Raw genomic sequence first — 14715 nt, 5'->3', positions numbered from 1 at the left:
TGATCGATGGAATGAAAAACATGTGTTGGACTCATGGATGGGGGAACCCCGACGCTGGGCGCATGGCTCATTCCACCGCGGGGACCCGAAACCGGGCCGTCCCCCGCCCACTCCCCGGCCCTGCCGGTCTTCCCGCCCTCGCCCGCGGCTCGGTGCCGCTGATGGCCCTGGCCGCCGGGCTCTCCGCCTCCGGGAACTACTTCGCGCAACCGCTGCTCGACGTCATCCAGCGGGATCTGCACATCGGCGCCACCGCCGCGGGCCTGATCGTGACGGCGGCCCAGGCCGGGTACGCGCTGGGCCTGATCCTGCTCGTGCCGCTCGGGGACGTGCTGGAACGCCGGCGGCTCGCCGTGTCCCTGTTCGCGCTCACCGCCCTGTTCCTGCTGCTGACGGCAGCCGCCCCGGGCGGCCCGCTGCTGATCGCCGGGACGCTGCTCGTCGCGCTGACCTCCGTGGGGGCACAGGTCGTGGTTCCCTTCGCGGCGACCCTCGCGGCTCCGGCGGAACGCGGCAGGGTCGTCGGTGTCGTCATGTCCGGGGTGCTGCTGGGCGGACTGTTCGGCCGACTGGCCTCCGGAGCCCTGTCCGAGCTGGGTGGCTGGCGCACCGCGTACTGGGTGAACGCCCTGCTCATGGCCGTGATGGCGGTGCTGCTGCAGCTGCGCCTGCCCCGGCTGCCGCGCTCGCGCGAGGCCGGCTCGATGTCGTACACCGGTCTCCTGCGGTCCACTCTGGCGCTGCTGCGGCAGGAGCCGCTGCTGCGCTGGAGGGCGGCCATCGGCGCGTTCTCGATGGCTTCGTACAGCGTGCAGCTGACGGCGCTGACGTTCCTGCTGACCCGGCCGCCGTTCGACTGGAACGCCGCCGCCATCGGGCTGTTCGGACTGCTGGGCGTGATCGGGGTCCTGGGCATGAACGTCGCCGCCCGGCTGGGCGACCGCGGCCGGGTGCAGGCGGTGTCGGGGACGGCGGGCGCCCTGCTCACCCTCTCGTGGCTGCCGCTGCTGGCCGGGGAGTCGTCCCTGCCGTGGCTGGCGGTCGGGGTGATCTCGCTCAACATCGCCCAGCAGGCGGGGCTCAACAGCTGCCAGAACGTGATCTACGCGCTCCGTCCGGAGGCCCGCAACCGGATCAACGCCGGGTTCATGACGCTGTTCTTCCTGGGCGGCGCGCTCGGCTCCGCGCTCGCCTCGGTGGTCTGGTCGCGGGCGGGCTGGGGCGGTGTCTGCCTGCTCGGCGGTCTGCTGGCCGCGACGAGCCTGGTGCTGTGGGTGCTGGAGCGGGTCAGGACGGTTGGTGCCGCGCGTCCCGTCCCCGGCGCCGTCACTCGTTGACGGTGGTCAGCAGCACCACGGCGTCCTCCAGCGCCGCCAGCCCGTGCCGCTCCCTCGGGACGGGCTGGAGCCCCCCGGCTCCCACCTCCACGTCCCCCGAGGCCGCGGTCAGACGCACCCGGCCGCGGAGCACCTGGAGGGAGGCCGCCGCGGGCGCGTTGTGCTCGTCCAGGGCGGTGCCGGCGGTGAGGGCGATGACGGTCTGGCGCAGGGGCTCCTGATGCAGCAGTCGGTGGGCGCTGCGGCCGTGCGCGGAGGCGCGGGCCGCGGCCAGGTGCTCGTCGGCGAGGGCAGTCAGGTCGTCCATGTGCCCACTGTGCCGCAGGTCCTGGGCCCGCGCGATCCTGCGGGCCCCCTCCTGCCCGCCGTACACGCGGTGCCGCGTCCCACCCCGCCGTTGCGGCGGGGTGCCCACGGCCCGGCGCGCACGACCCGGGAAGATGGCACGGGGGAAGACCGCGACGACCGACCGATACGGAGGACTGACGGATGCCGCACGAACGAGCGGGACAGCCGGCCCGGCCGGAGGATCTCACCGATGTGGCACGGCTGGTGACGGCGTACTACACGCTGCACCCGGATCCGGCCGTGCCGGACCAGCGGGTGGCGTTCGGCACCTCCGGACACCGGGGGTCGTCCCTGGCCACCGCGTTCAACGAGGACCACATCGCCGCCACCAGCCAGGCCATCGTCGAGTACCGGGCGCGCCGGGGCACGGACGGACCGCTCTTCCTCGGCGCGGACACCCACGCCCTGTCGGAACCGGCCCGGATCACCGCCGTCGAGGTGTTCGCCGCCAACGACGTGACCGTGCTCGTCGACCCGGCCGACGGCTGGACCCCGACCCCGGCGGTGTCGCACGCCGTCCTCACCCACAACCGGGGCCGGACCTCGCACCTCGCCGACGGCGTGGTGGTCACCCCGTCCCACAACCCGCCCGGCGACGGCGGCTTCAAGTACAACCCGCCGAACGGCGGACCGGCCGGTTCCGAGGCCACCGGCTGGATCCAGGAGCGGGCCAACGAGATCATCGCCGCGGGCATGAAGGACGTGCGCCGGCTGCCGTACGCCCGCGCACGTGCGGCGTCGACCACCGGGACGTACGACTTCCTCGGCGCCTACGTCGGCGACCTTCCGTCCGTGCTCGACCTGGACGCGGTCCGCGCCGCCGGGGTGCGCATCGGCGCCGACCCGCTGGGCGGCGCCTCGGTCGCGTACTGGGGCCGCATCGCCGAGGAGCACCGGCTCGACCTGACCGTGGTCAACCCGCTGACCGACCCCACCTGGCGGTTCATGACGCTGGACTGGGACGGGAAGATCCGGATGGACTGCTCGTCGCCCTTCGCGATGGCCTCGCTGATCGCCCGGCGCGACCAGTACCAGATCGCCACCGGGAACGACGCCGACGCCGACCGGCACGGCATCGTCACCCCCGACGGCGGGCTGATGAACCCGAACCACTACCTGGCCGTCGCCATCGACTACCTGTACGCGCACCGCGAGGGCTGGCCGGCCGCCGCGGGCATCGGGAAGACGCTGGTCTCGTCGGGGATGATCGACCGGGTAGCCGCCGGTCTGGGACGGCGGCTGGTCGAGGTGCCGGTCGGCTTCAAGTGGTTCGTCGACGGGCTGGCCGACGGGTCGCTCGGGTTCGGCGGCGAGGAGTCCGCGGGGGCCTCGTTCCTGCGCCGCGACGGTTCGGTGTGGACGACGGACAAGGACGGCATCCTGCTGGCGCTGCTCGCCTCGGAGATCCTCGCGGTGACGGGGAGGTCTCCCTCGGAGCACTACGCGGCGCTGACCTCCCGGTTCGGTGAGCCGGCGTACGCGCGGACGGACGCCCCGGCCACCCGCGAGCAGAAGGCCGTGCTCGCCCGGCTCTCCGCCGGGCAGGTCGGCACCGGCGCCCTGGCCGGCGAGCCGGTGACGGCCGTGCTCACCGAGGCGCCCGGAAACGGCGCGCCGATCGGCGGCATCAAGGTGACCACGGAGAACGCCTGGTTCGCCGCACGTCCCTCGGGCACCGAGGACGTCTACAAGATCTACGCCGAGTCGTTCCTGGGCCCCGACCACCTGGGCCGGGTGCAGGAGGAGGCCAGGGCCGTGGTCTCCGCGGCCCTGGACGCCTGAGCCCCCGCCCCCGGCCGGGTCGGGGGCGGGGGCGGGGCACGCCCGCGGCGGTTCACCCGTACACCGCCCGCCGGTGGCGGCGCGCGCGAAGCGGACCGACGCTGGTGACCGGCCTCCGGTCCGCGCGGAGGCGGAGCCTCGTGGGGGTGAACCCGTGTCGGATGCCGGTGCACCGGACCCAGCGTCGGCACGGCCCGACGCCATGGGAGCGGCGCTCCTGCGCGCCTTGTTCGCCCAGTCGGCGGTGGGGCTGCACGTGCTGGACACCCGGCTGCGTCTGGTGCGGGCGGCCAGTCTGTCGGGCGCCGGGGCCGCCGAGCACCTGGTGGGGCGTCACTTCACGGACGTGTACCGGTGCGAGCGGCCGGACAGGGAGGAGCGGATGCTGCGCGAGGTGCTGGACACCGGCGCCTCCGTGTACGACCACGTCATCCGGGGCAGGCTCGCGGACACCCCCGGCCCGGACCGCAGCCTCATGGTGTCGGTCCACCGGCTGGAGGAGGCGGACGGCCGTGTCCTCGGGCTGCTGGCCACCGTCGTCGACGTCGACGAGCGGGAGAAGGAACGCGTCCGGGCGGCGTGCCTGGCGGCCGTGCGGACGAAGGTCGGTACGTCGCTCGATATCGCGACGACCTGCGAGGCGCTCGCGGAAGCCGTCGTTCCGATGTTCGCCGACCTCGCGGTGGTGGAGGTGGTGGACGATGTGGTGCGCGGCTCGGATACGCCGCCCGGCCCCCTGGGGGCCGCGGTCCCGCTGCGCCGCGCGGCCGTGCGCGGCCCGGACGCGGAGGGCCGCCTGGACGACCTCGTCGCGGAGATGCGCCGGCTGCCCGCCCGTACGCCGCACTCCCTGGCGGCGTCGGACCTGCGGGCCCGCCTCGTACCGATCGACGACCGGACGCCATGGCTCGACGCCGCCCCCGACACCGCCCGGCTGGTCCGGGCGACCGGGGCCCGCTCCCTGATCGTCGTCCCGCTGACGCTGCGCGGGGCGGTGCTCGGCCTGGTGAGCCTCTACCGGTGCCGGGACACGGCCCCGTACGAGGAGAGCGATCTTCCTCTCGCCCTGACGGCGGCCGCGCACGCCGCCCTGAGTGTCGACAACGCGCGGCGCTACGTGCGCGACCACGTGATCGCGTCGGCGGTGCAGCGCAGGCTCCTGCCCCAGCGCGAGGGCGGCGGGGTGGCCGTCGAGACGGCGCACGTACTGCTGCCCGGCCGCGGCAGCGGGGGCTGGTTCGACACCATCAATCTCTCCGGCGCGCGCACCGCTCTGGTCGTCGGCGACGTCGAGGGCTCCGGTCTGCGGGCTGCGGTCGTCATGGGCCAACTGCGGACCGTGATCCACGCCCTGGCCGGTCTCGACCTGGAGCCCGACGAGGTCCTGGCCAGGCTCGCCGAGACCGCCGTCCGGCTGGCCGCCGAGCAGGCGGAGCCGCCGCCCGTCGGCCGGGGGCACGCCCAGCCGCTGACCGCGACGTGCGTCTACGCCGTCTACGACCCCCTGGCCCGCACCTGCACCGTGGCCCGGGCGGGACACCCGGCGCCGGTCCTCGTCACGCCCGACGGCACCGCGACCGCCCTGGACGTCCCGGAGGGGCCCGCGCTGTTCGACACCGACGGCTCGCCGTTCGCCATGGCCGTTCTGCGGCTCGCCGAGGGCAGCGTCCTGGCCTTCTTCACCGGGCCCCTCCTGTCCGGCGAGGAGACCGCGGACCGGGTGCGGGAGGCGCTCGCGCGGCCCGGACGGAGCGTCCAGGACCTGTGCGACGACGTGGTCTACGGCCTGCCGGGCGAGACGCACGCGGAGGGTGCCGTCCTCCTGGTCGCCCGCACCGGAGCGGTACCGGACGACCGGGTCGCGGCGTGGGACCTGGCCCACGACCGGACGACCCCCGGCATCGCGCGCACGCTCGTGCGCGACCGGCTCGACGGCTGGAACCTCGACGAGGAGACGGCGGAGGCGACCGAACTCATCGTCAGCGAACTGATCACCAACGCGATCCGCTACGGCGTCCCGCCGCTGCGCCTGCGGCTGATCCTGGACCGCACGCTCACCTGCGAGGTGCACGACAGCAGCCGGGTGTCACCCCATCTGCGCCACGCGCGCACCGTCGACGAGGGCGGGCGCGGGCTGTTCATCGTCTCCCGGCTCGCCGCGCACTGGGGCGTGCGGTACGGCGCCGAAGGCAAGACGCTGTGGACCGAGCAGGAGATCCCGGACGCGTCCGCCGCAGGGCCATTGCCCCCTGCGCACAAGCATGGTTGAGTGCCACACAAAGATATGAATCGAGGTTCAGAACATCGTGGCCTACCGACCCACCGCCCGTACGGAGGCGACCCGGCTCGCCCACCGCGAACGGCTGCTGGACGCCGCCCGTGAACTCCTGGCCGAGGGCGGGTACGCGGCGGCGAGCGTCTCCGCGCTCGCCGACCGGGCCGGGGTCGCCACCGGGAGCGTCTACAACCACTTCGCCTCCAAGCAGGAACTGCTGGCCGCCGTCTTCCGCCATGTCGCCGGTCACGAGCTGAGCGCGGTGCGGGAGGCGGTGGGGGCCGGGACCGGGGCCGCCGGACAGCTGCGCGCCCTGGTCGAGGTCTTCTCCCACCGTGCGCTGCGCACCCCGCGCACGGCGTGGGCGCTGCTCGCCGAACCGGTCGATCCCCTCGTCGAACAGGAGCGCCTGGCCTACCGGCGCGACTACCACGCCCTCGCCGAGTCGGTCGTCGCCGCCGGGGTGGCCGCGGGTGAACTTCCCGAACAGAACGCGCGGTTGTCGGCCGCGGCCGTGATCGGGGCGGTCGGCGAGGCCCTGCTCGGTCCGCTGTCGCCGGTCGGCGAGCGGACCGACCCGGAGCCGGTCGTGGCGGGGATCACCGCGCTGTGCCTGCGCGCGGTCGGGGCCGACACCGCCCCACCACGCCCCCGGTGACCGTTCGGCACCGCCCCCGACCGCGCACCCCACGACGTACCGCCGCACCGACCACCCGCAGTCCCGCAGTCCCGCAGTCCCGCAGTCCCGCAGTCGATCGTCCGGTCCCGTTCCACCGCACCTGTTCCACCCGCCGGACCGTCGCCCTCGTCGCCCGCCCACCGACCCAGGACAGGAATCCGCGATGACCCTCACCCCGCAGGCAGCCGGCCCCCGGCCCGAGGCGCCCGCCCCGTACCGCACCCACGAGGTCACCAACCAGGCACCGCCCCGTGCCGGCATCGACGAGTACGCCGCCAACCCGCCGCTCGTCCAGGCCGTGCAGGCCTTCGGCGCGGCCTGGCGCGAACCGGAACTGCACGAGATCGGCGCCCTGGTCGGGTCCGAGCGGTTCCGGGCGAACGCCGAACTCGCCCATGCCTCCCCGCCCGTGCTGCGCACCCACGACCGCTACGGCAACCGCGTGGACGAGATCGACTTCCACCCCGCGTACCACGAGGTCATCGGCGCGGCGGTGGGCCACGGCACGCACACGGCGGGCTGGGCCGACCCCAGGCCCGGGGCGGCGGTGGCGCGGGCTGCGGCGTTCATGCTGTTCGCCCAGATCGAGCCCGGTCACGCCTGCCCGATCTCCATGTCCCATGCCGTGGTCCCGGTGCTGCGGCGCGATCCGGAGGTGGGGCGGGACTGGCTGCCGGGGCTGCTGAGTCGCTCGTACGATCCCCGGCCGATCGCCCCCGCCGACAAGTCCGGGCTGACGTTCGGCATGGGGATGACGGAGAAGCAGGGCGGTTCCGACGTCCGCGCCAACACCACCCGGGCCGTGCCGATCGCCTCCGACCCCGAGGGCCGGGCCCATCTGCTCACCGGTCACAAGTGGTTCTTCTCCGCCCCGCAGTCGGACGCGTTCCTCGTGCTGGCCCAGGCCGGGGCCGGGCTCACCTGCTTCCTCGTGCCGCGCGTGCTGGCCGACGGCACCCGCAACACCATCCGGGTCCAGCGGCTGAAGAACAAGCTGGGCAACAAGTCGAACGCTTCCTCCGAGGTCGAGTTCGACGGCACCTGGGCGGTACGGATCGGTGAACCCGGGCACGGGGTCCGCACCATCATCGAGATGGTCAACCACACCCGTCTCGACTGCGTGCTGGGCACCACCGCGGGGATGCGCGAGTCGGTGTCCGAGGCGATCTGGCACGCCCGGCACCGCAGCGCGTTCGGCGCCCGGCTGGCCGACCAGCCCGCCATGACCTCGGTCCTGGCGGACCTGGCGCTGGAGACGGAGGCCGCGACCTGGACCTCGCTGCGCCTGGCCCACGCGTACGAGGCCGACAGCGGCGAGGACGAGGAGATGTTCCGGCGGCTGGCCACCGCGGTGTCCAAGTACTGGATCTGCAAGCGCGGCCCGCACCACGCCTATGAGGCGCTGGAGTGCCTGGGCGGCAACGGATACACGGAGGACTGGCCGCTGGCCCGGCGCTACCGCGAGCAGCCGGTGATGGCCGTGTGGGAGGGTTCGGGCAATGTCGTCGCCCTCGACGTGCTGCGCGGCATCGGCCGCACCCCGCGGTCGCTGGACGCCTTCTGGGCCGAGCTGGGGACCACGTCCGGCGCCCATCCCGTGCTGGACGCGCACATCCACCGGCTGCGCCGGGAACTGGCGGACGACCTGCGCGACCCGCTCGCCGCGCAGACCCGCGCCAGGGCGACGGTCGAGGGCATGGCCCTGGCACTGCAGTCCTCGCTGATGCTGCGTCACGCGCCCGCGGCGAGCGCCGAGGCGTTCGTCGCCGCCCGGCTCGGGGAGGAGCGCGGCCACCAGTACGGGGTGCTGCCGCGCGGTACCGACGCCGCGGCGATCGTCGAGCGGCACGCCGGCGCCGCCGCGTGAGGGGCCCGCGCGCGTCCGGGCGGGCCGGGCGCGTGTCCGGCGGGGGGTGTGCCGGCGGCCATGGAATCGAGAGCGCGCACGCTGTGGCGCCGCACCGAACCGTTGCATGCGGTGATCTACTTCGACGAGGAGTGCCGGGGCATCGGCAGGTCCGTCGGCCTCAAGGGCTTCTGAACGGGGTACTTCGCCACCCGCACGGCCCCGATGGGGCCGGTCCGCCCGGAGACCGCGACCTCGGTCCTGGCCGTCTTCGCCCCCGGCATGGTGGCACGGGCACTGCCCGCCTCGTGGGAGAGCGTGGCCCCGGGGCGCTCGTCGACCTGCGCGCACGGCCGGCCGCGCGGGCGCTGCGCGAGCTGGTGCCCGGTGTCGACGCCCTGGCCGGTCAGCTCGCCCCGTCGCTCATGGCGATGGTGGAGGCCGCCTCGGACCTCGGCCGCCCCCCTGTTCGCCGCGAACCGCCCGCTGTGCGACCGCGCCGACCCGGGGAACGGCTGTGGCAACTGACCACCGTGCTACGGGAGTTCCGGGGCGACGCGCACGCCGCCGCGCTGGCCGACCATGGTCTGGACGCCCCGGAGGCGCTCGTGCTCGCCGCCGCCACGGGCCGGGTCCCGCGCGAGGGCATCCAGCTCGACAGCGGGTGGAGCGACCCGGAGTGGGCGGACGCCGAGGAACGCCTGCGCTCGCGCGGCCTGATCGACGCGCGCTCGGCCGTCACGGCGCGCCGCGCCGAACGCGATCTGGCCGAGGACACCACCGACCGGCTGGCCGGCCGACTGCTGGGCCCACTGGCCGAGAGCACGGCGGACGCGCTGCTGCCGTTCCCGAACCCGATCGGTCTGCCCGCCTCCGACCAGGACGCGTCCGGCTGAGCCGGACGGGCGTTCACCGACGGCGGTCCCACCGGGCGCCGGCACATGCCGACCCGAGCCCGGCGCGCCCCGGCCGGGCTTCCGGGGGCGCATCGCCGCGCCCCGGAGGCCCGGACTCAGGCCGTGGTGTCGGACCAGGCGTAGGGGGGCGCCACGGGTCCGCTCGCGGGTCCGGCGCCGACCGACTCCAGTTCCTCGTCGGCCGCCTTCATGAGCTGGGCGGCGACATCCTTCATGGCGCGGCTCGCCGCGAGTTCGTCGCCGATGGCGGGGATGTCCACGTCCTGCGGATTGCAGCGGGCGACCCCGTGCCCGACGAGTCTCTCCGAGCCGGTGTCCAGCACCGCCTCGGCCCTGGTGGTGCCGTCCTCCTCGGTCAGGCCGACGTGGACGTTCCATTCCAGCGTGCGGGTCATCGCGCACCTCCTGCCGCCGTGCCCGGCCCCGGGTCGCCGGGCACGGCACCGTCCTGCCGCCCCTCTCCTCAGCATCCACCCGTCCGGCTCCGTCCGCGCGTTCCGGTCCGTCCCGGCGCGTTCCGTCCCGCCCCGCGCATACGGGTGCGTTCCGCTCCTCCGGCCCGCCCTGCGGGAAGCACACCGCCGAAATAGGATGCGTGAGTCACTTCCACCGAGTGCGGAGCGCCTCATGAACCGGCGTCGTCCTCCCCGTTCGGCGAGCGCCGGCGAACTGCTCACCACTCTGCAACAGCTCACCTCGCGGGCGCGCCGTGAGGTGGAGCTGCACCGGGCACGGGTGGAACTGGCCGAGGCGCTGCAACGCGGCATGCTGCCCACGTCGCTGCCGGACCTTCCCGGACTGCGGACCGCCGCCCGCTACGCACCGGCCCGCAGCGGGCTGGACATCGGGGGCGACTGGTACGACGGTTTCGTGCTCCCCGACGGGGCACTGGCCTTCGCCGTCGGGGACGTCCAGGGACATGACGTCGAGGCGGCGGCGTTCATGGGCCAGGTTCGCGTCGCGATGCGGGCGATGGCCGCCACGGCCTCGGACCCCGGGGAGGTCGTGGGCCGGACCAACGACCTGCTGCTGTCCGTGGGCTCCGAGCTCTTCGCGACCTGTACGTTCGTCCGCCTCGACCCGGTCACCCGGGAGCTGTGCAGCGCCCGCGCCGGGCACGTGTCCGCCGTGTGGGCCACGGCGGACGGCCGTGCCGGGGTCACCTCCGACGAGGGCGGTCTGCCGCTGGGCATACGGCCGGGGGAACGGTATCCGGTCACACGGCGGCGGCTGACCGCGCCCGGGGCGTTCGTCCTGCTCACGGACGGCGTGGTCGAGGGGCCCTCGATCCCCGTGGACGAGGGTCTGGCGGCCGTGGCGCGCCTGGTGTCCGCCCGGGTCGCCGCCGATGCCGGTGAGCTGGCCGACGCGGTCCTGCGCGCGGCGGAGCGGACGGGGCACCGGGACGACGCGGCCGTCCTCGTCCTGCGCCACGGGGCCGCACCCGGCCAGAACCGACGACCGGGCCAGGCCTAGCGTGTCATGTTGCCGTCACGCGTCCGGGTCGGTGTCTGATGAGGTGCGTGATCCGCAGCGAGAGAACCAGACGTACCGCCCGGGCCGTCCTGCAGGTCCTGGCGGTGGCCGCCGCCTACTACGCCGCCGGCGGGCTCGGACTGATCCCCGGGGTGTCCGTCCACGGCGCGGCCGTCACCCCGCTCTGGCCTCCGACGGGCATCGCGCTGAGCGCCCTGATCCAGCTGGGACCGCGGGTCTGGCCCGGCATCGCGCTGGGTTCCCTCTGCGTCGTCTCCACGCTGGAGGACTCGGTCTCACTCCTCACCTGCGTCCTCGTGGCGGGCAACACCCTGGCTCCCCTCTGCTCGTACCTCATGCTGCGCAGAGCCGGTTTCCGCAGGGAGCTGGACCGGCTGCGGGACGGGCTGGCGCTGGTCCTCCCCGGCGCGCTGCTGGGCATGACCGTCAGCGCGACGGTGGGCGCCTCCGTGCTCGTGCTGGACGGCGACCTGCCGGCGCACGGGTTCTGGCCGGTCTGGACGGCCTGGTGGTCGGGGGACGCGATGGGGGTGCTGGTCGTCACCCCGCTGCTGCTGGTGCTGCGCAGGGCGCGGATGCCCCGGCTCACCGACCGGTGGATCGAGGCGGTTGCGCTGGCGGTGGCGACCGTGGCGGTCTCGTGGGTGGCCACCAGGAGTTCGCTGGAGATGATCTACCTCGTCTTCCCGCTGCTCGTCTGGGCGGCCCTGAGGTTCCGGCTGGCGGGCAGCGCGCCGTGCGCGTTCCTCGTGTCGATGATGGCCGCGATCGCGGGGACGCAGGGCGTGGGCCCGTTCGAGGGTCACAGCGTCCTCCATGTGATGGTCAATCTGGCCCTGCTCAATGGTTCCGTGGCCCTGACCGCGCTGCTGCTCGCCGCCGTGGTCACCGAGCAGAGCAACATCCGCCGGAGGATCGAGCACGCCTGCGAGGAGCTGGCCGAGGTGGTGGACCGGCTGGCGCCGGGGAGAACGGCGGCGGCCTGGCCGTCCCGGGCCGAGGACGAAGCCGGGGGACGCTGAACCGGACCTCCCGCCCGGACGGCGGCGGAGGCCTTCCGCCCGGACCGTGTCCCACCTGGCCGCCCGGCCCCGTGAGACACCGGGAGAAGGCCGCGGCCCGCCGGGGCGGTCTCCCGGGACGCGCCGGTTGATGGGACCATGCGACAGATCATGGACAGATCCGCACACCGACGGGCCCGATATCCCCCACACACGAGCAGATGACCACAGAGCCAGAGATCCGGCACGGAACGGGACGAGTCCCGAGTCGGTGCGGATGTCTGAACTTCACCGGAACTCCAGCGAAATGGCACGTGTGTGGATATCGTGCACCGAGGGCGCATCCGTCAGTCCACAGGATCGGCGGATGCGCCCCGTTCATGACGATGCGACTGTGACTGGGGGGTTCATGGGGCATGTCGAGTTATCCGATTCGGACCGGCCGGAATCCGCGCGGGCGTGGGGCACGCCTCGCCCGCGGACTACCGCGTCCCGGCCGCACGGCACGGAATTCGACGCCCCGCGGCAGGCGTCGGCCGTTCCTCGTGAGCGTCCTTCCCCGGCCGCGGCGAGGATGCGTCGGACCGGCCGCCGCGTGCCCGCTCTCATCGGGGCCGAGCTTCTCGGGCTCGGGGTCCCGGCGTGGTCGGTGCTGCGCGCCGGCGGACAGCCGGGGGCCGTGGTGGCGGCGGGCGTGGCCGCGCTCGCGTGGGCCTGTGTGCGGGCCGCGCGCGGCCGGTACGCGGAGGACCGTTCCGGGGGGAGCTCTCCGCGTCCGCTGAGCACGGTCGGCGACTGGCTGCTTCTGGTCGGCGTGCTCGCCGTGCTGCAGACCGTGGCCGGCGACCCCGTCGATCCGGTGGACGGTCTCGTGGCGCTGCTGCCCGGGCTGCCGGTGGGCGCGGCGCTGCGGTGGCTGCCCAGCGCGGGGCGGCGTCGGCGGTCCGTGCGCAGAGTGCTCGTGGTCGGCGAGAACCCGGGGGTGGAGCGTGCGGTGCGCCTGCTCGGTTCCCGTCCCGGCCACCCCTACGCGGTCGTGGCCGCCGTGCCGGTGGGGGCCGCGCCGCTGGAATGCGGGGTCCGGGTGGCCGGGCGGCTCGCCCCGGAACCCGCCGGGGACGACGCGTCGACGGTCCTGGGCGCGGCCTTCGCCCATGACGCGGACCTCGCCCTGGTCGCCCCCGGTCCGCATCTCTCCGAGGAGCGGCTGTGCCGCCTCTTCTGGGGACTGCACGACGGCGGGCTCCCGCTGTCCGTGCTGTCGGAGCTGTCGGGCGTCGCGGCCGAACGGGTACGGCCCGCAGCCGCGGCCGGACTGACCCTGCTGCACATCGCCCCGCCGCTGCGCCGGGGCCCGCAGATGCTCCTGAAGACCGCCCTGGACCGTGCGGGCGCGGCGCTCGGGCTGCTGCTCCTCGCGCCCGTGCTGCTCCTGATCGGAGCGGCGGTGCGCCTGGGCTCGGACGGTCCGGCGTTCCACCGGCAGATCCGCCAGGGGCTCCACAACCGCCCGTTCACGATGTGGAAGTTCCGCACGATGGTGGTGGACGCCGAACGCCACAAGCGTCTGCTGACGGCGGCGAACGACAGCGACGGCCCGATGTTCAAGATGCGGCGGGACCCGCGGGTGACCGGAATCGGCCGTCTGCTGCGCCGCACGTCGCTCGACGAGCTGCCGCAGCTGGTCAATGTGCTGCGGGGCGACATGTCGCTGGTGGGTCCGCGCCCCCCGTTGCCGGACGAGGTGTCCCGGTACGACGACCGCGAGCTGAGACGGCTCGCGGTCCGGCCGGGACTGACCGGGCTGTGGCAGGTCAGCGGGCGCTCGGACCTGTCCTGGCAGGAGACCGTCTCGCTGGACCTGTGGTACGTCGACAACTGGTCGCCTGCCACCGATCTGGGGCTCATGGCCCGTACGCTGCGCGCCGTCGCCGACGGGCGCGGCGCCTACTGAGGACGGGCGACCATGCGCGGATCACGGGGCCACCGGCGGCGCGGCCGACCGCTCCAGCCACCAGGCGTAGGTGCCGGAGATGCCGTCGCGCAGCGGGATCCGGGGAGTGAATCCCAGGGCGGCGAGCCGGGTGACGTCGAGCAGCTTGCGCGGGGTCCCGTCGGGCTTCGAGGTGTCCCATTCGATCGCTCCCCGATATCCCGTCACCTCCCTGACGACGTCGGCCAGTTCACCGATGGACAGGTCCTCGCCGCACCCGATGTTCACCGGCTCCTCGCCGTCGTAGCGTTCCAGCAGCAGAAGGCAGGCGGCGGCCAGGTCGTCGACGTGCAGGAACTCACGGCGGGGCCGGCCCGATCCCCAGAGCTTGACCGCGGGCGCGTCGCCCCGTCGCGCCTCGTGGAACCGGCGGATCAGCGCGGGCAGGACGTGCGAGGTCTCCAGGTCGAAGTTGTCGCCGGGCCCGTAGAGGTTGGTGGGCATGGCGCTGATGTACGAGGCGCCGTACTGCCTGCGGTAGGAGCGGACCTGCACGACACCGGCGATCTTGGCCAGTGCGTACGCCTCGTTCGTCGGCTCCAACGGGCCGGTGAGCAGGGCGCTCTCGGGAATGGGCTGCGGAGCGAGCCGGGGGTAGATGCAGGACGAGCCGAGCAGGAGCAGCCGCTCGACCCCGGCGGCGTGCGCCCCGGAGACGACGCTCAGCTGGATGCGCAGGTTGTCCTCGAGGAACTGCACCGGGTAGGTGTCGTTGGCCATGATCCCCCCGACCCGGGCGGCGGCCAGCACCACGGCGTCCGGGCGCTGCTCGCGGAGGAACGCAGCGGTCCGTTCGGCGTCGCGCAGGTCGAGGAGGCCGCGGTCGCGGGTGATCACCTCGTGTCCGGCGGCGGTGAGGCGGCGCAGCACGGCCGAGCCGACCAGACCCCGGTGGCCCGCGACGAACACACGGGCGCCGGGGCGCAGCAGGGGGCGGACGGGTTCCTGGGGAGGGCCGGGTAAATCAGTCGTCATGTCTCGGATTGTGCCAGCGGCCACGGGACAGGGTCACGTCGTACGCGGATCTCCCGTCGCGGAGC

Annotated in this window: 12 protein-coding genes; 9 read left to right on the top strand and 3 right to left on the bottom strand. The window is 74.2% G+C overall.

Features of this window, described 5'->3' with window-relative positions; genetic code table 11:
• Window positions 1-62 precede the first annotated feature (62 nt).
• Complete coding sequence (locus tag AB0E67_RS21295; protein ID WP_362028991.1) at window positions 63-1337, top strand: MFS transporter; 1275 nt, start codon at window positions 63-65, stop codon at window positions 1335-1337.
• Here the strand turns inward: AB0E67_RS21295 and AB0E67_RS21290 are convergent.
• Window positions 1327-1644 (bottom strand): cupin, encoded by a 318-nt coding sequence (locus AB0E67_RS21290; RefSeq protein ID WP_362028988.1) that lies wholly within the window; start codon window positions 1642-1644, stop codon window positions 1327-1329. The two genes, AB0E67_RS21295 and AB0E67_RS21290, sit on opposite strands and share 11 nt — an antisense overlap.
• A 182-nt stretch (window positions 1645-1826) precedes the next feature.
• On the opposite strand from AB0E67_RS21290, the gene pgm reads away from it, so the two are divergent.
• From pgm to AB0E67_RS21265, 5 genes are all read left to right on the top strand, one after another.
• Window positions 1827-3467, top strand: coding sequence for a phosphoglucomutase (alpha-D-glucose-1,6-bisphosphate-dependent) (gene pgm / locus AB0E67_RS21285; RefSeq protein ID WP_362028985.1), 1641 nt, complete (start codon window positions 1827-1829; stop codon window positions 3465-3467).
• A 202-nt stretch (window positions 3468-3669) separates the two neighbouring features.
• Window positions 3670-5736: a SpoIIE family protein phosphatase gene (locus AB0E67_RS21280; protein ID WP_362028982.1), complete on the top strand. Its 2067-nt coding sequence runs from the start codon at window positions 3670-3672 to the stop codon at window positions 5734-5736.
• Window positions 5737-5773: 37 nt separating this feature from the next.
• Window positions 5774-6400 (top strand): TetR/AcrR family transcriptional regulator, encoded by a 627-nt coding sequence (locus AB0E67_RS21275; RefSeq protein WP_362028979.1) that lies wholly within the window; start codon window positions 5774-5776, stop codon window positions 6398-6400.
• Between the two features lie 184 nt (window positions 6401-6584).
• Window positions 6585-8288 carry an acyl-CoA dehydrogenase family protein gene (locus AB0E67_RS21270; RefSeq protein ID WP_362028976.1) on the top strand — a complete coding sequence of 568 codons (1704 nt, stop codon included), beginning with the start codon at window positions 6585-6587 and terminating at the stop codon, window positions 8286-8288.
• Window positions 8289-8575: 287 nt separating this feature from the next.
• Window positions 8576-9163: a hypothetical protein gene (locus AB0E67_RS21265; protein ID WP_362028974.1), complete on the top strand. Its 588-nt coding sequence runs from the start codon at window positions 8576-8578 to the stop codon at window positions 9161-9163.
• A gap of 116 nt (window positions 9164-9279) precedes the next feature.
• On the opposite strand, the gene AB0E67_RS21260 is transcribed toward AB0E67_RS21265, so the two are convergent.
• Entirely contained in the window at window positions 9280-9579 is a 300-nt protein-coding gene (locus tag AB0E67_RS21260; protein ID WP_351522312.1) for a DUF1876 domain-containing protein, read from the bottom strand.
• Between the two features lie 232 nt (window positions 9580-9811).
• Between AB0E67_RS21260 and AB0E67_RS21255 the strand changes: the two genes are divergently transcribed.
• The 3 genes from AB0E67_RS21255 (at window position 9812) to AB0E67_RS21245 (ending at window position 13636) form a co-directional block, all read left to right on the top strand.
• Window positions 9812-10660, top strand: a complete 849-nt coding sequence (locus AB0E67_RS21255) for a PP2C family protein-serine/threonine phosphatase (protein ID WP_362028970.1) — start codon at window positions 9812-9814, stop codon at window positions 10658-10660.
• 47 nt (window positions 10661-10707) lie between these two features.
• A complete protein-coding gene (locus AB0E67_RS21250) occupies window positions 10708-11703 on the top strand; it encodes an MASE1 domain-containing protein (RefSeq protein ID WP_362028967.1) in 996 nt (331 codons plus the stop codon).
• Between the two features lie 553 nt (window positions 11704-12256).
• Window positions 12257-13636 carry an exopolysaccharide biosynthesis polyprenyl glycosylphosphotransferase gene (locus tag AB0E67_RS21245; protein ID WP_362028964.1) on the top strand — a complete coding sequence of 460 codons (1380 nt, stop codon included), beginning with the start codon at window positions 12257-12259 and terminating at the stop codon, window positions 13634-13636.
• A 21-nt stretch (window positions 13637-13657) separates the two neighbouring features.
• Here the strand turns inward: AB0E67_RS21245 and AB0E67_RS21240 are convergent, their stop codons facing one another.
• Window positions 13658-14650: a GDP-L-fucose synthase gene (locus AB0E67_RS21240; RefSeq protein ID WP_362028961.1), complete on the bottom strand. Its 993-nt coding sequence runs from the start codon at window positions 14648-14650 to the stop codon at window positions 13658-13660.
• Window positions 14651-14715: the final 65 nt, after the last annotated feature.

Source organism: Streptomyces sp. NPDC032161 (genome assembly GCF_040636995.1).
In the GTDB taxonomy this organism is placed as follows: domain Bacteria; phylum Actinomycetota; class Actinomycetes; order Streptomycetales; family Streptomycetaceae; genus Streptomyces.
Note: the sequence above shows the minus strand (reverse complement) of the source record. Positions and strands in the feature narration are given on the sequence as shown.

What these genes read in the sequence shown, in the direction of transcription:
- AB0E67_RS21295 (WP_362028991.1), top strand. Translation starts at nt 63, where the DNA reads ATGGCTCATTCCACCGCGGGGACCCGAAACCGGGCCGTCCCCCGCCCA.
- AB0E67_RS21290 (WP_362028988.1), bottom strand. Translation starts at nt 1,644, where the DNA reads ATGGACGACCTGACTGCCCTCGCCGACGAGCACCTGGCCGCGGCCCGC.
- pgm (WP_362028985.1), top strand. Translation starts at nt 1,827, where the DNA reads ATGCCGCACGAACGAGCGGGACAGCCGGCCCGGCCGGAGGATCTCACC.
- AB0E67_RS21280 (WP_362028982.1), top strand. Translation starts at nt 3,670, where the DNA reads ATGGGAGCGGCGCTCCTGCGCGCCTTGTTCGCCCAGTCGGCGGTGGGG.
- AB0E67_RS21270 (WP_362028976.1), top strand. Translation starts at nt 6,585, where the DNA reads ATGACCCTCACCCCGCAGGCAGCCGGCCCCCGGCCCGAGGCGCCCGCC.
- AB0E67_RS21260 (WP_351522312.1), bottom strand. Translation starts at nt 9,579, where the DNA reads ATGACCCGCACGCTGGAATGGAACGTCCACGTCGGCCTGACCGAGGAG.
- AB0E67_RS21255 (WP_362028970.1), top strand. Translation starts at nt 9,812, where the DNA reads ATGAACCGGCGTCGTCCTCCCCGTTCGGCGAGCGCCGGCGAACTGCTC.
- AB0E67_RS21245 (WP_362028964.1), top strand. Translation starts at nt 12,257, where the DNA reads ATGCGTCGGACCGGCCGCCGCGTGCCCGCTCTCATCGGGGCCGAGCTT.
- AB0E67_RS21240 (WP_362028961.1), bottom strand. Translation starts at nt 14,650, where the DNA reads ATGACGACTGATTTACCCGGCCCTCCCCAGGAACCCGTCCGCCCCCTG.